Below are 19268 nucleotides of genomic sequence, written 5' to 3'. Positions count from 1 at the left end.
ATTTGGTTGGTTAAATACTTGACTGTTTTACTTGGGTATGATTAACTGCTTCCATATCAACAGGGGAGCAATATTGAGTTATGAAACTGACATCTAAAGGTCGCTACGCAGTTACCGCCATGTTAGATGTGGCGATTCACTCTACTGCGGGACCCGTCCCTTTGGCAGATATCTCTGAAAGACAGGGGATATCATTGTCCTATCTCGAACAACTTTTTGCCAAGCTGAGAAAGCAGGGGCTGGTAGCCAGTGTACGTGGACCCGGAGGCGGATATCGTCTCGGTCTGGAGGCAGATGAGATTTCCGTCGGCATGGTAGTTATGGCGGTGGATGAAACCGTCGACGCCACACGTTGTCACGGCAAAGGCAACTGCCAGGGTGGTAACCGCTGCCTGACCCACTCTCTGTGGGGTGACCTCAGCAAGCAAATTTCAGAGTTTTTAAACGGTATTAGTCTGGCTGGACTGATGCAGAAGCGGGATGTGCAATTTATCTCGATTCAACAGGATAAAATCCAGCAAGACCAGCGGGTAACCGCTTGAGCCCCGGATTATAAAGCAAATTTTTGAAGTACGTTGTCGGCAGTAAGGCCTGTATGGCAATGCCAAGTACGGAGTGAGTGATGAAGCTTCCTATCTACCTTGACTATTCAGCAACAACCCCTGTTGACCCTCGTGTCGCAGAAAAAATGATGCAGTACATGACTATGGACGGCATCTTCGGCAACCCGGCCTCCCGTTCTCACAGATACGGCTGGCAGGCAGAAGAGGCGGTTGATAACGCTCGTGCTCAGGTTGCTGAACTGATTAACGCAGACCATCGTGAAATCGTACTGACTTCTGGTGCGACCGAGTCTGATAACCTGGCTATCAAAGGCATTGCTCACTTCTATCAGAAGAAGGGCAAGCACATCATCACCAGTAAGACTGAGCACAAAGCAGTGCTGGATACTTGTCGTCAGCTGGAGCGTGAAGGTTATGAAGTGACCTATCTGGAGCCAGCGGCCAACGGCATTATTCCGATGGAGCGTCTGGAAGCAGCAATGCGTGATGACACCATTCTGCTGACTCTGATGCATGTTAACAACGAAATTGGCGTTGTTCATGATATCGATGCTATCGGCGAACTGTGCCGCAGCAAAGGTATTATCTTCCACGTTGATGCTGCCCAGAGTGTTGGCAAAATGCCAATCGACGTGCAGAAAACCAAAGTAGACCTGCTCTCAATTTCCGGTCACAAGATGTACGGCCCTAAAGGTATCGGCGCACTGTATGTTCGCCGCAAGCCTCGCATCCGTCTGGAAGCGCAAATGCACGGTGGTGGTCATGAGCGTGGTATGCGTAGCGGCACCCTGGCAACTCATCAGATCGTGGGTCTGGGTGAAGCGGCAGCCGTTGCCAAAGCGGACATGGAAAAAGACAACGACCGCATCCGTTTCCTGCGCGACAAGTTGTGGAACGGTATTAAAGATATTGAAGAAACTTATATCAATGGTGATGTGGACCAGCGTTATTGCGGCAACCTGAATGTCAGCTTCAACTATGTTGAGGGTGAGTCGCTGATGATGGCCCTGAAAGATCTGGCAGTATCCTCAGGCTCGGCCTGTACTTCCGCCAGTCTGGAGCCAAGCTATGTGCTGCGTGCTCTGGGTCTGAACGATGAGATGGCTCACAGTTCCATTCGCTTCTCCATTGGCCGTTTTACCACTGAAGAAGAAATTGATTACGCCATTGAAACCATCAGGAACTCCATCGGCAAGTTGCGCGAAATGTCGCCGCTGTGGGAAATGTTCAAAGACGGTGTGGATTTGACCAAGGTGCAGTGGAACCACCACTAATCCTGAGCAGAATATTAGAGTTGGAGCAGTATCATGGCATATAGCGAAAAAGTAATTGACCACTACGAGAACCCTCGCAACGTTGGTTCTTTCGATAAGAACGACCCATCCGTAGTAACCGGTATGGTTGGCGCCCCAGCTTGTGGCGACGTGATGAAGCTGCAATTGAAGATCAATGATGCTGGCATCATTGAAGACGCCAAGTTCAAAACCTATGGCTGTGGCAGTGCAATCGCATCCAGCTCATTGGTGACTGAGTGGGTGAAAGGTAAGAGCATCGATGAAGCTGCTGCCATCAAGAACACCGACATCGCTGAAGAGTTGGCCTTGCCACCGGTAAAAATCCACTGCTCAATTTTGGCAGAAGATGCCATCAAGGCAGCATTGGATGATTACAAAGCCAAACAAGGCGAATAAGCGGAGTCTATATGGCAGTTACAATGACACCGGCAGCAGTTGAGCGGGTTAAGTCATTCCTGGCCAACAGAGGTAAAGGTCTGGGTTTGCGCCTGGGCCTGAAAACCTCAGGTTGTAGCGGTATGGCCTATGTGCTTGAGTTCGTTGATGAGCTGAATGCCGATGATGAGATATATGAAGTGGAAGGCGTGAATATCATTATTGATGCCAAGAGCTTTATCTACCTTCAGGGTATTGAGCTGGATTTTGTTAAGGAAGGCCTCAACGAGGGTTTCCAGTTCAATAACCCCAACGCCAAAGGCGAATGTGGTTGTGGCGAGAGCTTCACTGTCTGACGTCTATGAACTACTTCGAGTTATTTGATTTTCCCCAGTCCTTCGAGCTCGACACCGCTGAGCTGTCTTCCCGTTACCGGGAGCTGCAGCGGGCGGTGCATCCTGATAAATTTGCAGGAGGCAGCGAGCAGGAGATCATGTTAGCTGTGCAAAAAACGGCTCAGGTTAACGATGGTTTTCAAACGCTGAAAGATCCTCTTCGCAGGGCAGAACATATACTGGCCCTTCGTGGTTTGGACATTAGTCACGAAACCACGACAGTGAAAGACACTGGCTTTTTGATGCAGCAAATGGAATGGCGTGAGGCGCTGGAAGATATTGCTCACAGCAGCCAGCCTGATGCCATGATTGACGAGCTGCACACCTCATTTGCTGCCTACCAGCGAGATGTTTTTTCCAGCCTTTCCGCTCTTTTGGCAAGTCATGCCGAGGATGACGACATCAAGGCCGCTGATCAGATCCGTAAGCTCAAATTTATGGCTAAGTTACAGGATGAACTCGCCCGGGCCGAAGACGCCTTGTTTGAATAGTTCGCTGTAGCTGTTTTCATTTTCTTTGGCTCAATTTAATATTGGGCCAAATTTTTAAGAGTTAAGCATTATGGCCCTATTGCAGATTGCAGAGCCAGGTCAGAGTGCCGCGCCACATCAGCACAGATTGGCCGTCGGTATTGACCTTGGCACCACCAATTCTCTGGTTGCTGCTGTACGCAGCGGCGAAGCGACGACCTTGCCGGATGAGCAAGGCAGACATTCCCTGCCATCTATCGTGCATTATGGCGAAACTGACATTCAGACTGGCTATGAGGCTGCAGCTCACTCTGCCAAAGACCCCGTCAACACCATAGTATCCGTTAAGCGCTTTATGGGCCGCAGCCTGGCTGATATACAGTCCGGTGAGCACCAACACGCCTATGAGTTCAGTGCCAGTGAACATGGATTGCCGGTATTTAACACCCGTCAGGGGCAGGTTAACCCTATTCAGGTCAGTGCAGAAATCCTCAGACCGCTGATTACCCGCGCAGAAGAGACCATGGGTGGCCAGCTCGAAGGTGTGGTGATTACCGTCCCCGCATACTTTGATGATGCCCAGCGTCAGGGTACCAAGGATGCCGCCGGACTGTTGGGACTTAAAGTTCTGCGTTTGCTGAACGAGCCAACCGCTGCAGCGATTGCTTATGGTCTGGACTCCAAACAGGAAGGCGTGATCGCCGTTTACGACCTGGGCGGTGGTACTTTTGATATCTCAATCCTGCGCCTGAACAAGGGCGTGTTTGAGGTGCTGGCCACTGGCGGTGACTCGGCATTGGGCGGCGATGACTTCGATCATCTGTTGCAACAGCATCTCAAGCTTGAGTGGGAACTGCAGGAGTGCAGCGCTCAAACTAATCGCCAGTTGCTGATTGAAGCCCGCCGGGTTAAAGAAGCCCTGACCTATGCTGACACCGCAGTTGCGACTATTTCGCTGGATGACGGCCGCGAACTGCAAGCAGAGGTAAGCCGTGCTCAGTTCGACGAGATGATAAGCTCTCTGGTACGTAAAACTATCGCAGCCTGCCGCCGCGCTATGCGTGATGCAGGAGTATCGGTGGATGAAGTGCTGGAAACCGTTATGGTAGGTGGTTCTACCCGTGTGCCACTGGTTCGCGAGCAGGTGGCCGGTTTCTTTGGAAAGACGCCTTTGACCTCCATTGATCCTGATAAAGTCGTGGCGATTGGTGCGGCTATTCAGGCGGATATTCTGGTGGGTAACAAGCCTGAATCTGACCTGTTGCTGCTGGATGTACTGCCACTGTCTCTGGGTATTGAAACCATGGGCGGTTTGGTGGAAAAGGTGGTGTCCCGTAATACCACTATCCCGGTTGCCCGTGCACAGGAATTTACCACCTTTAAAGATGGCCAGACAGCCATGGCCTTCCATGTGGTCCAGGGCGAGCGTGAGTTGGTTGACGATTGTCGCTCGCTGGCGCGCTTTACGCTTAAAGGTATTCCGCCTCTGGCTGCCGGTGCTGCCCACATTCGCGTTACTTTCCAGGTCGATGCTGACGGTTTGCTGAGTGTGACGGCCATGGAGAAATCAACCGGCGTACAATCCAGCATTCAGGTGAAGCCCTCTTTCGGATTGTCTGATACCGAAATTGCCACCATGCTGAAAGATTCTATGAAGCATGCGAAGGATGATATCTCCCGTCGTATGCTGGCCGAACAGCAGGTTGAAGCTGCGCGGGTGCTTGAATCCTTACATTCTGCGCTGGCTAAAGACGGCGAATTGCTGTCTGAGCAGGAGCGTAATGCCATTGATGCAGCTATGGCTGATTTGGCGAACCTTGCCGGTGGCGAAGACGCTGACGCCATCACCAAGGCGATTGAAGCTCTGGACGTTAAAACTCAGGAGTTTGCTGCGCGCAGAATGGACAACTCTATTCGTCAGGCCCTGGCGGGTCAGTCGGTCGATCAAATATAGGTAATTGCAGTTATGCCAAAGTTAGTATTTTTGCCACACGAAGATCTGTGCCCTGAGGGTGCGGTGGTTGAAGCTGAAGTCGGTGAGACCATTCTGGACGTTGCCCTGCGTAACGGCATTATGATTGAACACGCCTGTGAGAAGTCCTGTGCCTGTACCACCTGTCACTGTATCGTTCGTGAAGGCTTCGATGAACTGGAGCCAAGTGACGAGTTGGAAGATGACATGCTGGATAAAGCCTGGGGACTGGAGCCGGAAAGCCGTTTGTCCTGTCAGGCCAAGGTTGTCGACTGTGATCTGGTAGTGGATATTCCAAAGTACACCATCAATATGGTGAGTGAAGGCTAAGGCTAACCGCCAGCTTCACAAAAAATCCCCGCAGTTGCGGGGATTTTTTTGTTTTAGGGTTGTTATTCACAGGCTGGATTTGCCTGAATAGCTTCTGACGCGATCTGTCCCAACAAGGATTGAGTAAACTCATCGACCTGAACATCTGGTATATAGGGCAGTAAATCTGCTGACTGGCCGGAGGTCACTTCATAAAACACCAGCGCAGTTAACAGTCTTCCTGCAATTGCGGCGTGATTGCCATCGTCCGCATGGAGTCGTAAGCCAGGTTCTTTCTCAAGCGCCAAATCCCATGCCAGCCCAACAGGAGCAACACAACTGGCTTGCTGCTCAGCAATATTCTTGTGAAGGTTGTGAACTTGCCTTGCTTCAAGTGCATTCCCTATTTGAGGATGTTCAGGAAACAGTACAGGAGTAGCACCCTGTTCTTTGGCTCTGGCTATCCATATCTGAGCGGCGGTTGTGGGGTAGACGCGAGTACCTGATTGAGAGTACTTCTGCCCCTGTAAAATGACATGAGTCCAGCGCTCGTCCTTAAGCTTATTAATGGCACTCTGGTTGTACAGGTTGTCACTTAGAAAGCCGCCTCCGGCACCTACCACCTCAGATTCATGTTGAGGTAATCCGGTATTTAGAAGTGTCTGTATGAGAGGCGCAATACCTGCAGTGTGGCTGTTTCCAAATATCAAGATTCGATAGGGGTAGTGGTTTTTATTATCGGGTATCGTCCTATTTGTTTGCGGCCCTTTGGGATTGCCTGGATACTTGTCTGGCTGCACAGAATCCTGGCTTTCACTTCCACCACAAGCTGCCAATAAAACCAGGGTAATCAGATAGAGTCTCATTGAGTATTCTCCATGATTCGCTGTGGACGCCAACTCACTCGAAAATCGATGAATAAATTTGCCGTAAGACGTCACTTTGGTATGCGGCTTCATGAGGCACCCCATCCATCTGCGAGAATAGTAGTTGGCTGGAGCAATTGTCCCAGGATTGAGTTCTGGTCCCTGCACTTGAGGAAGTTACCCCTGGATGATTTACATGTGATGACGTACCACTACAGCCATTGATTTGCCGCCAATGAGCCAGGGTCTCAGAAACTGAGCGGATTTGGCCTGTACTCCTGCCCGCTATTGGGACATCTGAATCTGAAGGACTGTGGAAGTGGTGCACTTTTAAGGAGGTAGAGGTACTGCAATGTTCAAATTCACCTCTGAACTGTCCAGCAAGGGAAATAATACCGGTCAACTGCTCTGGCATGGTGCAGGCAAGCTTATAGGCCATAAATCCCCCCGCTGAATAACCGAATACATACACTTGATCCGCAGTGATGTTGTTTTCAGCTCTCAAAGTGTCCACAAGGCCTGATAGATACTCGGTATCTGTCACTGAGGTGCCATTGTTTATGCTGCTCCATCCCCAGAAACTGTCACTGCCCTGTGGTGCGGCAGCCAGTAAGTCTAGGTCAGAAGAGATGGATTGAGCATCGAATATATTCATTACTTTCTGAGGATGGCCCGGTGCACCATGAAGAAACAAAGCGATCCCGGCTGCCTGGTTGTCCGGACTGAAAATGATCACATCGCGACCATTGTGACGCATACATTCAGCTCCGTCTGATAATGTCTGCCCTGCGCAAGTTTGAGTAGTTGGGGGAGTGGGCTGTGGCGTTGAGCTGTCATTACCGTCACCACCGCCACACCCGGCCAAGGCGATACTCATGCTCATCAGTAACACCATTAGCTGAAATCCTGACTGATTATTTGTCATTTTTATTTCTCCTGTTAGCTGGTAATCGCAGGATGCCTTGAGCTTGCGTAAGAGTAATAAACAACTGACAATGGTTTGATAATGAAATGCTAATATTTAATTGATTCATAGGGATGGAGATGTATTTAAGGCTCGGGACGATTGCGCTTAATACCCACAAAAGGCAGATATTGAAAGCTGGTGACGAGCTGGCGTGCGAGCCAAGAGTGTTTGATTTGCTGGTCTATTTTTGTTCTCACCCCCAAAGAGCAATATCCAGAGAGGAGCTGATTAACAAGGTTTGGAATGGGCGAGTTGTTTCCGAGGCGGCGGTAAACAGGGCGGTCGGTGAGCTGCGTAAACTGATTGAAGCCAATCCATCTTCACCTGTATTGCTAAAAACAATCAGTAAAGTCGGTTATGAATTGACCGTGAGGCCTGTATTTGAGGAAACAGAGAGTAATGGAGAATTGCAACAGTCGTCTGAGTCAGCCTCTTCGTCCGGTATCGTTGGAGGCCCTGGCGTTAAGCTTTTTGGGGTAATGATTTTACTATCGGGGCTCCTGGTGTGGGCTGTAATAGCCATATATGGTGGCAAGGTCCCTAAAATGCTAGTTGATTCCCGCGAGCCCGTGACCCAGCTAAAAGGTGAAGCGTTCAATCCTGCCATCAGCCCAAATGGTGATGTTGCTTTTTTGTATAAGCGAGAAGTGTCTGACAATGCTCAAATTCGGGTTGTCGACGCTCAGGGCGTGGTTTCGGCGCCTATCAATGACGATTACTACTACACAGACGTTATTTATGGCTCGGACGAGGTAATTTACGCGTCCCGACTGGACGACCTGCATGCTCGGAATTGTTTTGTCGTCAGCTTTTCCGCTCCCGAATGGCGCGAGACTCCGCTTTTTTCCTGTGGTTCCAAAGTGGTGACTGAGCTGGGGTTGGCAGGTGACGGAACGCAGCTGATATTTAAATATAGAGATAAGGTATCAGAACCATATGCTGTGTATTCTTACCACTTGTCCACCGGACGGCGTCAGCAGCTGACTCTTGCTCAACAATGGGGAAATACCCCAGGGCACTATGCCTTCGCAGTGGCTCCTGGAAAAGACCGACTTGCTGTGATTGAGTATTTTGATGAAGGCCCGGATTTACTGAAAATTGTCGATATAGGGCGAGCCGAAATCATTTTTCAGGCTCCTTTTATTGATGGTGTACGCGGGCTGATTTGGTTCTCTGATGACCTTTTGCTGTCGTCGAACTCCTCAGGGCTTTATCAGTTTAATCTCATAACAGAACAGATAGGGGTGATTGAGAAAAGTGGTGCTTTTGGCAGACTGGCTGTCACCAATGTTTCTGAGCGGTTGCTGACAGAAAAAGCAGAGAGCATTGTGAATTTACAGTCCTTATCTATTTCAGCGAATCAATGGACTCAGGTCACCGATAATACAGGGATAAATACCCAGCCCATATTTGCTAATCGAGACGAAACATTGGCTTACCTGACTCAGACCGGTGATCTCAAGTCTATAATGATTGCCGGGCCTGTAGATAAGCATATCAGACTGCCATCACCAGTAGACATCGAGTACCTTGGCGCATTGGCCTGGTCTGATAATGATGAGTTTCTTGCCGCTTCTATTAACGGAAGACTATTCCAGTTCGAAGTGGCAACGGGTGAGTGGAACCTTCTGCCTATTGACCTAAGGCCCGTGCATCACCTGGTCTACAAAGATGGGGGGCTGATTTTTAGCGCTGAGCATCAAGGAACCTGGAATTTATGGCGCTATGACGCCGTGAGTGATTCCGTCACCCAGCTGACTCAGGCTGGGGCTTATAGTGTTCAAAGTTCGTCAAAAGGGCTGCTTTACACCAAGTTCAACCTTGACGGCCTGTTCCTGCTTGACCCTGACTCCGGGGTTGAAGAAGTGGTTATTCCTGAATTTCCCATCACTTCCTGGCGGAAATGGCAGATACGTGGCGATAGTATTTATTATTTGGATGAAAACAAACTCAGCCATCTTGACCTGAATACTCTGGAAACCAAGACGTTACACACTTTTACCGGGAAAGCACCCAATCGTTGCACAGTATCTTCCTCCGGTTACCGGATAGTTTGTGATCGCGCAGACGCCAGTGTCAGTAATATTTGGCGTCTTAGCCTTGATTAATTTGCTTAAAATCATATGCTTACGCTTGCCTTGTGTCGCTTGTGGCGCGATTGAGAAGTTAACCCTAAAACAGCTGATACTAAAATGTGTGCGCGAGGCATAAGTTCTCAAGATGGCGGTTGTGATAAAAATCACATATTAGTGCGTTATAAAGATAGGCTTTAACACTCAAATTTCGTATAATCCGCGCGGAATTTATTACATTCGCTAACAAAGGAAGCTTGTTACTATGGCGATCGAACGCACTTTTTCTATCATTAAGCCTGATGCAGTTGCCAAGAACCACATTGGTGCCATCTACAACCGTTTCGAGTCTGCTGGTCTGAAGATCATCGCCTCCAAGATGGTTCACCTGTCAAAAGAGCAGGCTGAAGGCTTCTATGCAGAACACAGCGAGCGTCCTTTCTTTGGCGCACTGGTTGAGTTCATGACCTCTGGCCCTATCATGGTTCAGGTTCTGGAAGGTGAGAATGCGGTTCTGGCTAACCGTGAAATCATGGGTGCAACCAACCCAGCTGAAGCTGCCCGTGGTACTCTGCGTGCAGATTACGCCAACAGCATCGACGAGAACGCCGTTCACGGCAGCGACGCTCTGACTTCTGCTGAGCGTGAAATTGCTTACTTCTTCAGCGCTGAAGAGCTGTGCCCACGCACTCGTTAATTCTTCGCTGAATATTAATAAAAAGGAGCCTGATGGCTCCTTTTTTATTGCCCCACCGCCATATTTTGATAATCACAGTTTCTCTTCATAATTAATAAGCTTCTCTCTTAACAATCTATCAGCATTTATATTGCGTTTTTATGCAGATGATCTTGTGACCCACTTCTTGCTTTTTTATTTTGCCAACCACTAAATAAACAGTATTGTTTGTTATTTGTTAACTCTCATTCTTGCTGTATGCCGCACGCGGATTGGGTGTGTGTTTTTGGTTGAGGATTGTTGTTTAAATATGTGGGTTATTATGTTGCGGCGGGTCACCAATTTATCGTTCTTTGTCTGTTGACTGATTTTTTAATATTTAGTGATACTTATGTTGTGGCGCGCATTTGTGTCACATTTAATAAAAGCTAATACAACAAATATAGGAATGATGAATATGCCAACGCAGACTGCTGTTGCAAAAGCGGTGAGCTTTTGTTTGTTTGCAATATCTTCAGTGTCTGTTTCCAGCATTGCTGCTGCACAGGACACCGGAGTTAATAACGATGTAGAAAGAATTGAAGTAACAGGCTCGCGTATTAAGCGTACCGATATGGAAAATGCCTCTCCTGTAGTGGTTATCGGTGCTGCAGATATTGAAAAGGGCGGCTTCAACTCTGTTCAGGATGTGTTGGATAACTTGTCTCAGAACTCAGGTGGCTCCATGACTCAGCAGGAAGTGCATGGCTTTACCCCTGCCGCTTCCTCTGTAAACCTGCGTGGTGTTGGTGCAGGACGGGTACTGACACTGATCAATGGTAAGCGTGTGCCCAAGTATCCATTTGGCGCAGGCGGTACCAGCAGCTTTGTCGATACAGCCAATATCCCTATGGGGGCAATTGAGCGCGTTGAAATTCTGACCACAGGTGCGTCGGCCATTTATGGTTCAGATGCGATGGGTGGTGTAATCAACATTATTCTGAAAAAGAATGTTGAAGAAACCACCTTCAAATATCGTCTATCCGATACCCACGACGGCGGTTTTCAGAATAACCAATTCTCTTTGATGACCGGCGCATCCAGCGAAACAACCAACTTAACTTTCTTCCTTGAGTATGAAGATCGTGAGGCTTTAAAGAGTGGTGACCGTCCGGAGTGGGGAACAGACTTAATTCCAGGATCACCTTATGCCGGCTATAGCTCCTACGGAGCAAGCTTATCATCGCTCGATGGCAAAACACTGGTAGATACCTTGTCGGCTCAGGAGTGTGAGGCCCGCGGCTTCGTTTGGTTAGGCGAGAAATCAGGTTGTGGTTTTGATCGTACCTCTCAGCGCGACTTTATGCCTGAGCAAAAGCGTTACTCGACTATGATCAATCTGACCAAGGAAATTGGTGATGATCATGAGTGGTATTCCCGTCTGGATTACACCCATTCCTCTTCATACACAGAGATCGAATCAGGTACTTTAGATAACGATCTGATATTTAATGTACATGGTGACCAGGTTACTGTGACTGACGGTGGCGGTTTCGGTCTGAGTCAGACCTATGATAAGTCTGTCGGCTTCGGTGGGGATTTTGCCAATTTGGCTGATGGTGAGTACAAGTACAAGCGTCGTCTACTGGAGGTAGGCCCACGTACTTCTGAATTTGAAACTAACAACTTTGCTTTCGTTACCGGGTTGACCGGTTACCTGACAGACAGTATCGAATACGATACTTCCTGGTCTATCGCCCGTCAGGAAGTCAGTGCCTATTATGGTGGTTCACCGACTTACCATGGCATGTTCGACTATGTGACATCCGGTGAGAATGGCGTGTCCTTGTTGGATCAGATTAGCGTTGAGGATGCAGAGGCACTTAATTTCATTGGTAACAAACGCGGCCAATCAACCCTGTCGACCTTTAACTTCGGTATTAATGGTGAGTTGCCGTATGAACTGCCAGGCGGGGCTATCGGCTATGCTACTGGTGTTGAATACTCGTTGGAGCGCTTCTACGACAAGTCTGATGCAATGTCGACCCAGGGAGCGGTTATCGGCAAGGGTGGCAGTTCTGCAAGTGGTAAACGTGGACAATACGCCGGTTATGCTGAAGCGGCATTGCCAGTCATTGATGACTTAACCGTGACTCTGGCTGGTCGTTATGACTACTATGATGATGAGTCAGATGTAGGCGGTCAATTCAGCCCGCAGGTGGCCGTAGAGTACCGTCCTGTTGATAATCTGCTTATTCGTGCCTTGTATGCTGAAACCTTCCGTGCACCGGATATGCAACGCCTGTTTGGTGAGCCTACCCGAGCCTACTCGACAGTGGTTGACCATGACGGCACCAAATATGACTCCATTAATGTACTTGTCGGTCCAAACCCTCACCTGGAAGCGGAAACTGGTACCAACTACAACATCGGCCTGGTCTATGATTACGAAGACTTCAACCTGACTCTCGACTATTGGGTTGTTGATATCGACAACATGGTCTCAAGTCCAAGTGCGCAGTACATAGTCGATCATGAAGATGTTTATGGTGATAAGGTTGAGCGGGATGCCAATGGTAACCTGATCAGCGTTAATACTCAGGCTATGAACATGTCTTCCAACAAGACGGCTGGTATCGACTTTAGCCTGGGTTACTCCTTCGAGACTAACCACGGTGACCTGAGTGCGACGCTGAATGGTACTTATCTTACCAAATGGGAAAGGCAATTGACTCCGGACTCAGCTCCGCTGGATCTAATTGATGGTGAAGACTCTGCTCCTCAACTCAAAGCCAATCTGAATTTGGGATGGAATCTGGACAACTTCTCTACCAATGTGCTGGTTGTTTATACCGATAGCATGAATGGCTATAACATGGATTACTTCATCGAACATGGATACGACGAAGAATACGATGTAACAGTCGATAGCCATGTTGAAGTGAACTGGACCGCATCATATTTCATTACTGATGCAGTAAAAATGTCTGGTGGTGTAAATAACATTTTTGATGCCGGTCCTGAATTGGATGCTACTTATCCTCAGTGGCCACACTACCCACGGAGTTACTACAACGTGATAGGTCGTGAATACTATTTAGGCATCGAAGTGACTTTCTGATGAAATTATAGCCGGGAAATTTTTCCCGGCTTTTTTGTGTTTGTTTGATATTTAATCTGGACAGACCATGTGATGAAGGTCTTGTAACAGAGTAATATGCTGGCTGGGATGTGACACGTGTCACAAAATGATTAAATCCATTGAACTGGGCGAAAAATTTTCAACTTAATTATGTTTTTTAAATGTGAAGATACAGTCTGTTGCAATAGGGCTTTAAAGTCCTTTGGTTTCGATATTGTGATTATTTGGAAAATATATATTGCCAATCAGTTTTACACTAAAAAAATATACCACCAAAAAAAGCAACAAACGACCATATTGCTATTGTTGATGTTATTGATAAGTTTTCTTTCCAAGAGGTCTCAGTAACCAAAAATAAGCTTGTGTGAAAACCTCTTTATTCATATAAGCAAATTATAAAGGAAAGATGATATGTCAAAGCAGACTGCAGTTGCTAAAGCTGTTCGTTTTAGCATGTTTGCCATCGCTTCATCTGCTGTCAGTTCCGGTGCGACCATTGCCCAGGAGTCAGCAGGTGCGGATGTTGAGCGTATTGAAGTAACAGGCTCCCGTATTCAGCGTACCGATATGGAAACCGCCAGCCCGGTAACCACTATCGATGCCGCTTCTATTCAGGCAACGGGTGCGACCTCCATTGATGAAGTACTGCAAAAGATGACTTCAGCCGGTGGCGCCATGACTAACCCTGCGGTTAACAATGGTTCTCTGGGTAATGCCAGTATCAACCTGCGTGGTTTGGGCTCTCAGCGTACTCTGGTACTGGTTAACAGCCGTCGCATGGTTAACTCGGGTACCGGCGCAGCAGCCCGCGTTGACTTGAACACCATTCCGGTATCCATGATCAAGCGTATTGAAGTACTGAAAGATGGCGCATCTGCCGTTTACGGTACTGACGCGGTCGCCGGCGTAGTGAACATCATCCTGAAAGATGATTTTGAAGGTCTGGAAATGAACCTGCAAACAGGTGTTTCCGGTCATGGTGACGGTGAGGAAGTGAGCTTCGACATCACCATGGGTGGCAGCTTCGACCGCGGTAACGTGGTGATGGGCATCCAATACATGGACCGTGGCGGTGTAGGTCAGGGGGATCGCGACTTCTCAGCCTGTCCATATGCAGAACGTACCAACGCCCAGGGTGAGTTGGAACTTTACTGCGCAGGTAGCGTGTATTCAGAGTTCGGTCACATCTATAACGGCTCAGATAAAAACGTGACAGACCTGCAGGGTAGCGCCAGTGGTGAGTGGAAAGAGTTTGAAGACTCCGACCGCTACAACTACGCGCCATCAAGCTTCCTGTACACTCCAATGCAGCGTCTGAATATTACTGCTTTGGGTAACTATGAGCTGACTGACGATATCAACCTGTTCGCAGAAGCGATGCACACCAAGCGTTGGTCCAGTCAGTCAATGGCACCACAGCCTATCTACACCAGCTTTGATTATGATGTAGCGACTATGGGCGATGCCCTGGTCTCCCATGGTTACAAAGATGGTGACGAAATTGCTTACTACCGTCGTATGAGCGATGTAGGTGACCGCCTGTTCAGCCAGGTTGTAGACACCTCCCGCGTGGTACTGGGCCTGGAAGGCTATCTGGATAGTGGTTTCCAGTGGGATGCATCCATCAACTATGGCCGCAACGACTCAGTAGAGCACCTGGAAAACCTGGTGAACATGGGTTCTGTTAACGAAGCCATTGAAGCCGGTACCTTCAACCCATTGCAGCAGTCTTCCTGGCAGGGCGAGAGCATCAATGAGTTCGTTTATACCGAGCTGAACTCTGGTGGCAGCGAAATGTTTATTGCTTCTGCCAACATTGCCGGTGAATTGTATGAGCTGCCAGCAGGCTATCTGGGCATTGCTGCAGGTGTTGAACATCGTAAAGACAAGGCATGGTTCGTACCTGACTCTCTGACTTCTCAGGGACTGGCCAACGATCCTAAGGTAGAGCCTACTCAGGGTGAGTTCGACGTTAACGAAGCCTATGTTGAATTGGCTGTGCCACTGTTGGCTGACTTGCCGGGTGCCCAGCAGGTTGATTTGAGCGCGGCAATGCGTTTCTTCGACTACAGCACGTTTGGCTCCGACAGCACCTGGAAGCTGGGTCTGACCTGGCGTGTATATGATGACCTGATGTTCCGTGGTGTTGCTTCTACCGCATTCCGTGCTCCAACGGTTAATGAGCTGTTCAGTGGTGAAAGTCCTTCCATGGATATGATTACTCATCCAGTTGCTCAGGAGCAGGCGGTCACTATTCGTGGTGGTAACCCGAATTTGACTCCTGAAGAAGCTGACATCATGACTCTGGGTATGGTGTACTCGCCATCCTGGTTGGACGGTATGTCTCTGACTGTTGATTACTATGATATTGAAGTGACCAACGCGATTGCACTGGTAGACTCTCAGTACATTGTTGATCAGTGTGTTGATGCTCAGGGTAACCTGATCAACCAGGGCAGTGCACTTTGTCAGTCTGCTGCAGTTGAGATGCTGCCGGGCAACCGTCTGCAGTTTAACAACCAATTGCAGAACATCGGTGCTGAAAAGACCGCAGGTATTGACGTCAACCTGGCGTACAGCTTTGATGCGGCGGGTATCGACTGGAGAACCAGTGTTGACTCCACCTTCCTGCTGAAGAATGAAGTCACAGTAACCGGTGACACAGTGGACTATACAGGCCTGATTACCAAGTTGTCTGGTGGCTACGCCCGTAACAAGACAAACATGGAAGTGATGGCGCAGGGTGAATCCTGGTCGGCGGCTTACAATGTTCGCTTTATCTCAGGTATGGATGACTACTCATTTGTGTCCAAACCTGAAGAGGCACTGGCGCCAAGTACTGGCAGTGTGTTCTATCACGATGTTTCTGCCAGTTACTACTTGCCGAAAGGCTGGAAAGTTACCGCTGGTGTGAAGAACCTGTTTGATAAGGAGCCACCATATTACACAGGTTATAACGACTCCAACACTGACCCTTACTCATTCGACACTATGGGCAGATATTTCTACCTGCAGTTTAATTTGAGTATGTAAATTAAAATAAATAAAAAAGCCGGCATTCATGCCGGCTTTTTTTATTTAAGGGGAGTGCGGCTCTCTGTTGGGTAATTATTAAACGGTGGTGTTGAAATGTAATGATACATATTGGTGTAGGTTGTTAATAATGTTTTTTAAATGTGTTTTTGATGTCTGTTATTTTGGGCTTTTTTAGCTTGTGTATCAACAGGTTGAATTTTGTTCGTGTCTATTTGTGAACCTTGGCGTGCGTGGGTTTTACGGACTTGTGTCACGCTTTTTGTGTTTGTTTTGAGTTTCGCTTTATTTTGTTATGTAAATGACGTTGACGGTTATCACGGCGTTTAACAGTATCTATCTCAGAGATTAACGTCTCGACTACATACAAATTATAAAAAAGCATTGTTTTGACACATTGAGTCAAAATTGGGAGACAGATATGAGTTCGTTGACCAAAACAGCATCAGCTATTCGAGTATCATTATTGGCTGCTTCTGCCAGTGTTGCATTTTCTGGTGCAGCATTCGCCGAAGAAGACAAGAACGTAGAACGTATTGAAGTAACAGGTTCCCGTATCAAGCAGGTTGATATGGAAACTTCTTCTCCAGTGACTGTGATCAGCGCTGCTGATATTAAAGTAACCGGTGAAACCTCCGTGGCAGACGTACTGAACAACGCCAGTATGAACAGCTTCGGTTCATGGCGTGGTGTGTCCGGTTATGGTGCCGGTGCAAGTGCTACCAGTGACGTAAACCTTCGTGGTCTGGGTTCTCAGGCTACCCTGATCTTGCTGGACGGCCGTCGTATGCCTGGTACCAGCTCCAGCTCCGGTACTGTTGCGGATACCTCCAGCATTCCTATGTCCATTGTTGAGCGCATTGAAATTCTGCGCGATGGCGCGTCAGCTGTTTATGGTTCTGATGCGGTTGCCGGTGTAATCAACATCATTACCAAGAAAGATTTCGACGGTGTAGAGATCAACTATACCGGTGAAACCCCAGATGTTGAGGGTGGTGAATCCAATCGTTTTGCCGTGACTGCAGGCTTTAACTCAGAGAAAGGTAACATCACCTTTACCTTTGAACATTATGATTCTGCGTCTATCTACGATCGTGACGTATGGCGCTTGGACGATCCAACTTACTCGGGCTATAGCTCATTCAGCGTAATTCCCCGCGGTAAATACAAGGATGCTGACGGCAAGACTCAGTACTTTACCAACAGCGACCTGTGTGCGGACTCTGATAACGTCGTTGACGGTACCAATGGCAACAACAACGGCAGCTGTTACTACAGCTTTGGTGAAGTAACCAAGTTGTTTGGTAACGTCAACAAGAACAGTATTCTGTCTAACTTCAGTTATGACCTGACCGATGACATCAAGTTTAGAGGTCGTGCGTCTGCCAATCTGAGCGAAACCAACACCCGTTACGCTGGTACTCCTGTGTCGACCAACATGCCGACCATGTCAGCAGACAACAAGTACAACCCGGTTGATACCGACATCAGTGAAATCCGTATGCGCTCCGTGCACATCGGTGAGCGTGACACTCTGACCGAAAATAATGCGATTGATTTCCTGATGGGTCTGGTGGGTTATGCGGATATCGGTCACGGTCTGGACTGGGAAATCAATGCCCAGCATACCCGTTCAACCACTAACTCCTTCAACTACAATCTGATCAATGACGATATCGTCCAGGACCTGATTGATTCTGAGCAGTACGATATTTTCAACACCACAGGTATGAGCCTGGATGCGTGGAACAGCATGATGACTGATATGTACAGTCAGGCTGCTCACACTGGTGTTTATCAGGCGCAGTTCAACAGTACTCAGTTTGACGGTCTGGTATCCGGCACTCTGATTGATGATGGTGACTTCCTGCTGGCCGCAGTGGGTGGTGTTGAGTACGAGATGATTGAATTTACTCAAACCAGTGACCCTCAATCTGCTCTGGGTATCATTTCCGGTGGTTCAGGTGGTGATGATGTGAACGCTGAGCGTGACCGCAGCAGTGCTTATATTGAGCTGCAGTCTACTTTGCCAGGTAATGTAGACCTGTCTGCTGCACTGCGTTATGAGCGTTATGAGCAAGACGGTAATATTGCCTCTGGTTACGCTTCATCAACCTTTGACAAAGTCGTACCTAAGCTGGGTGCCAGCTGGCGTCCAGTAGACAGCCTGCTGTTGCGTGCAAGCTGGGGTCAATCCTTCCGTGCCCCAAACATGGGTGAGATGTTCGCCGGTGAAGCCCTGAGCTTTGAACGTGCACTGGATACTGTATGGTGTGACGCTAACCCAGGCGCTGATGAAAACTACTGTCAGCCAAGCAACCAGCACAAAACTCTGTACGGTGGTAATCCGGATCTGGAAGCCGAAGAGGGTGAGTCTCTGACCGCGGGTTTTGTGTGGGATGCGCTGGATAACTGGAGCATTGAGACTTCTTACTATCAGATCACCTATGACAACAAGATTGAAGTAGTTGGTGTTAACCGTCTGATCGCTGAAGAAGCTGCTAACGGCTACAACCCTGACATTATCGAGCGTGACGCTGACGGTCGTATTGATGTTATCCACTCTGAGTACCGTAACCTGGGGGGTCTGGAAACTTCAGGCTTCGACTTTGTATCTCGCTACAGCCAGGAAACCGGTATTGGTGACTTCAGCCTGAAGGTTGAGCTGTCTCATGTACTGGAGTACAAGAGCAAGTCAACTCCAGAGTCCGACTGGTTTGAAGAGTCTGGTCTGCAGGATCGTCCTGACTGGCGTGGTAACGCCACCCTGCGTTGGGACATGGATAACTGGAGTGCGGCATGGGCAACCTACTGGATTGGTGCTCAGGAGTCAGGTAACGAAGAATACGGCGTGACTTATCTGGCCGATATTCCTAACTACTTCAAGCACAACGTTCAGTTTACCTATACCCACGATTGGGACGGCTCTATCACCATGGGTGTTAATAACGCCTTTGATAAGCAGGCTCCAACCTGGTATGACGGTTTCTACGACTATCGTGACGTGAACATTGGTCTGTACGACGTACTGGGTCGTACCTGGTTCCTGAGTGTGAACCAGAAGTTCTGATAATCACAGGAACCTGAATGAAAAAGCCCCGCATCGCGGGGCTTTTTGTTTTCAGTGCGCTTTCAGGAGAATGATCTCCGTAAT

At 48.5% G+C, this 19268-nt stretch carries 14 protein-coding genes; 12 read left to right on the top strand and 2 right to left on the bottom strand.

The features are described 5' to 3' along the window. Positions 1-80: 80 nt before the first annotated feature. From iscR to fdx, 7 genes are all read left to right on the top strand, one after another. The gene (gene iscR, locus L2725_RS18215) at positions 81-542 is read left to right on the top strand and encodes a Fe-S cluster assembly transcriptional regulator IscR (RefSeq protein WP_115138167.1); all 462 of its coding nucleotides are present in this window, start codon (positions 81-83) and stop codon (positions 540-542) included. 80 nt (positions 543-622) lie between these two features. Further along, the gene (locus L2725_RS18210) at positions 623-1837 is read left to right on the top strand and encodes an IscS subfamily cysteine desulfurase (protein ID WP_249250266.1); all 1215 of its coding nucleotides are present in this window, start codon (positions 623-625) and stop codon (positions 1835-1837) included. A gap of 33 nt (positions 1838-1870) precedes the next feature. Then, positions 1871-2254 (top strand): Fe-S cluster assembly scaffold IscU, encoded by a 384-nt coding sequence (gene iscU / locus L2725_RS18205; RefSeq protein ID WP_115138169.1) that lies wholly within the window; start codon positions 1871-1873, stop codon positions 2252-2254. 11 nt (positions 2255-2265) lie between these two features. After that, positions 2266-2589, top strand: coding sequence for an iron-sulfur cluster assembly protein IscA (gene iscA, locus L2725_RS18200; RefSeq protein WP_115138170.1), 324 nt, complete (start codon positions 2266-2268; stop codon positions 2587-2589). Between the two features lie 5 nt (positions 2590-2594). Beyond that, on the top strand, positions 2595-3119 hold the full coding sequence (hscB, locus tag L2725_RS18195) for a co-chaperone HscB (protein WP_249250390.1): 525 nt from the start codon (positions 2595-2597) through the stop codon (positions 3117-3119). Between the two features lie 70 nt (positions 3120-3189). Beyond that, a complete protein-coding gene (gene hscA / locus L2725_RS18190) occupies positions 3190-5052 on the top strand; it encodes a Fe-S protein assembly chaperone HscA (protein ID WP_249250265.1) in 1863 nt (620 codons plus the stop codon). Between the two features lie 12 nt (positions 5053-5064). Further along, positions 5065-5400, top strand: a complete 336-nt coding sequence (gene fdx, locus L2725_RS18185; RefSeq protein ID WP_115138173.1) for an ISC system 2Fe-2S type ferredoxin — start codon at positions 5065-5067, stop codon at positions 5398-5400. A gap of 62 nt (positions 5401-5462) precedes the next feature. Here the strand turns inward: fdx and L2725_RS18180 are convergent, their stop codons facing one another. Continuing rightward, positions 5463-6245, bottom strand: a complete 783-nt coding sequence (locus L2725_RS18180; protein ID WP_249250264.1) for an SGNH/GDSL hydrolase family protein — start codon at positions 6243-6245, stop codon at positions 5463-5465. Positions 6246-6279: 34 nt separating this feature from the next. After that, positions 6280-7170, bottom strand: a complete 891-nt coding sequence (locus L2725_RS18175) for a CE1 family esterase (RefSeq protein WP_249250263.1) — start codon at positions 7168-7170, stop codon at positions 6280-6282. 119 nt (positions 7171-7289) lie between these two features. Between L2725_RS18175 and L2725_RS18170 the strand changes: the two genes are divergently transcribed. The 5 genes from L2725_RS18170 to L2725_RS18150 all read left to right on the top strand — a co-directional run bounded on the left by L2725_RS18170 (position 7290) and on the right by L2725_RS18150 (position 19184). Further along, positions 7290-9320, top strand: coding sequence for a winged helix-turn-helix domain-containing protein (locus L2725_RS18170; protein ID WP_249250262.1), 2031 nt, complete (start codon positions 7290-7292; stop codon positions 9318-9320). A gap of 229 nt (positions 9321-9549) precedes the next feature. Next, positions 9550-9981 carry a nucleoside-diphosphate kinase gene (gene ndk / locus L2725_RS18165; RefSeq protein WP_115138177.1) on the top strand — a complete coding sequence of 144 codons (432 nt, stop codon included), beginning with the start codon at positions 9550-9552 and terminating at the stop codon, positions 9979-9981. 436 nt (positions 9982-10417) lie between these two features. Continuing rightward, entirely contained in the window at positions 10418-13060 is a 2643-nt protein-coding gene (locus L2725_RS18160) for a TonB-dependent receptor plug domain-containing protein (protein ID WP_249250261.1), read from the top strand. Positions 13061-13492: 432 nt separating this feature from the next. Next, a complete protein-coding gene (locus L2725_RS18155; protein WP_249250260.1) occupies positions 13493-16114 on the top strand; it encodes a TonB-dependent receptor plug domain-containing protein in 2622 nt (873 codons plus the stop codon). A gap of 421 nt (positions 16115-16535) precedes the next feature. Next, positions 16536-19184 carry a TonB-dependent receptor gene (locus tag L2725_RS18150; protein WP_249250259.1) on the top strand — a complete coding sequence of 883 codons (2649 nt, stop codon included), beginning with the start codon at positions 16536-16538 and terminating at the stop codon, positions 19182-19184. Positions 19185-19268 lie beyond the last annotated feature (84 nt).

Source organism: Shewanella corallii (assembly GCF_023349125.1).
In the GTDB taxonomy this organism is placed as follows: domain Bacteria; phylum Pseudomonadota; class Gammaproteobacteria; order Enterobacterales; family Shewanellaceae; genus Shewanella; species Shewanella corallii.
This window is presented reverse-complemented; position numbering and strand designations above follow the sequence as displayed.

What these genes read in the sequence shown, in the direction of transcription:
- L2725_RS18150 (WP_249250259.1), top strand. Translation starts at nt 16,536, where the DNA reads ATGAGTTCGTTGACCAAAACAGCATCAGCTATTCGAGTATCATTATTG.
- L2725_RS18155 (WP_249250260.1), top strand. Translation starts at nt 13,493, where the DNA reads ATGTCAAAGCAGACTGCAGTTGCTAAAGCTGTTCGTTTTAGCATGTTT.
- iscA (WP_115138170.1), top strand. Translation starts at nt 2,266, where the DNA reads ATGGCAGTTACAATGACACCGGCAGCAGTTGAGCGGGTTAAGTCATTC.
- ndk (WP_115138177.1), top strand. Translation starts at nt 9,550, where the DNA reads ATGGCGATCGAACGCACTTTTTCTATCATTAAGCCTGATGCAGTTGCC.
- L2725_RS18160 (WP_249250261.1), top strand. Translation starts at nt 10,418, where the DNA reads ATGCCAACGCAGACTGCTGTTGCAAAAGCGGTGAGCTTTTGTTTGTTT.
- L2725_RS18170 (WP_249250262.1), top strand. Translation starts at nt 7,290, where the DNA reads ATGTATTTAAGGCTCGGGACGATTGCGCTTAATACCCACAAAAGGCAG.
- L2725_RS18180 (WP_249250264.1), bottom strand. Translation starts at nt 6,245, where the DNA reads ATGAGACTCTATCTGATTACCCTGGTTTTATTGGCAGCTTGTGGTGGA.
- iscU (WP_115138169.1), top strand. Translation starts at nt 1,871, where the DNA reads ATGGCATATAGCGAAAAAGTAATTGACCACTACGAGAACCCTCGCAAC.
- iscR (WP_115138167.1), top strand. Translation starts at nt 81, where the DNA reads ATGAAACTGACATCTAAAGGTCGCTACGCAGTTACCGCCATGTTAGAT.
- hscA (WP_249250265.1), top strand. Translation starts at nt 3,190, where the DNA reads ATGGCCCTATTGCAGATTGCAGAGCCAGGTCAGAGTGCCGCGCCACAT.
- fdx (WP_115138173.1), top strand. Translation starts at nt 5,065, where the DNA reads ATGCCAAAGTTAGTATTTTTGCCACACGAAGATCTGTGCCCTGAGGGT.
- L2725_RS18175 (WP_249250263.1), bottom strand. Translation starts at nt 7,170, where the DNA reads ATGACAAATAATCAGTCAGGATTTCAGCTAATGGTGTTACTGATGAGC.
- L2725_RS18210 (WP_249250266.1), top strand. Translation starts at nt 623, where the DNA reads ATGAAGCTTCCTATCTACCTTGACTATTCAGCAACAACCCCTGTTGAC.
- hscB (WP_249250390.1), top strand. Translation starts at nt 2,595, where the DNA reads ATGAACTACTTCGAGTTATTTGATTTTCCCCAGTCCTTCGAGCTCGAC.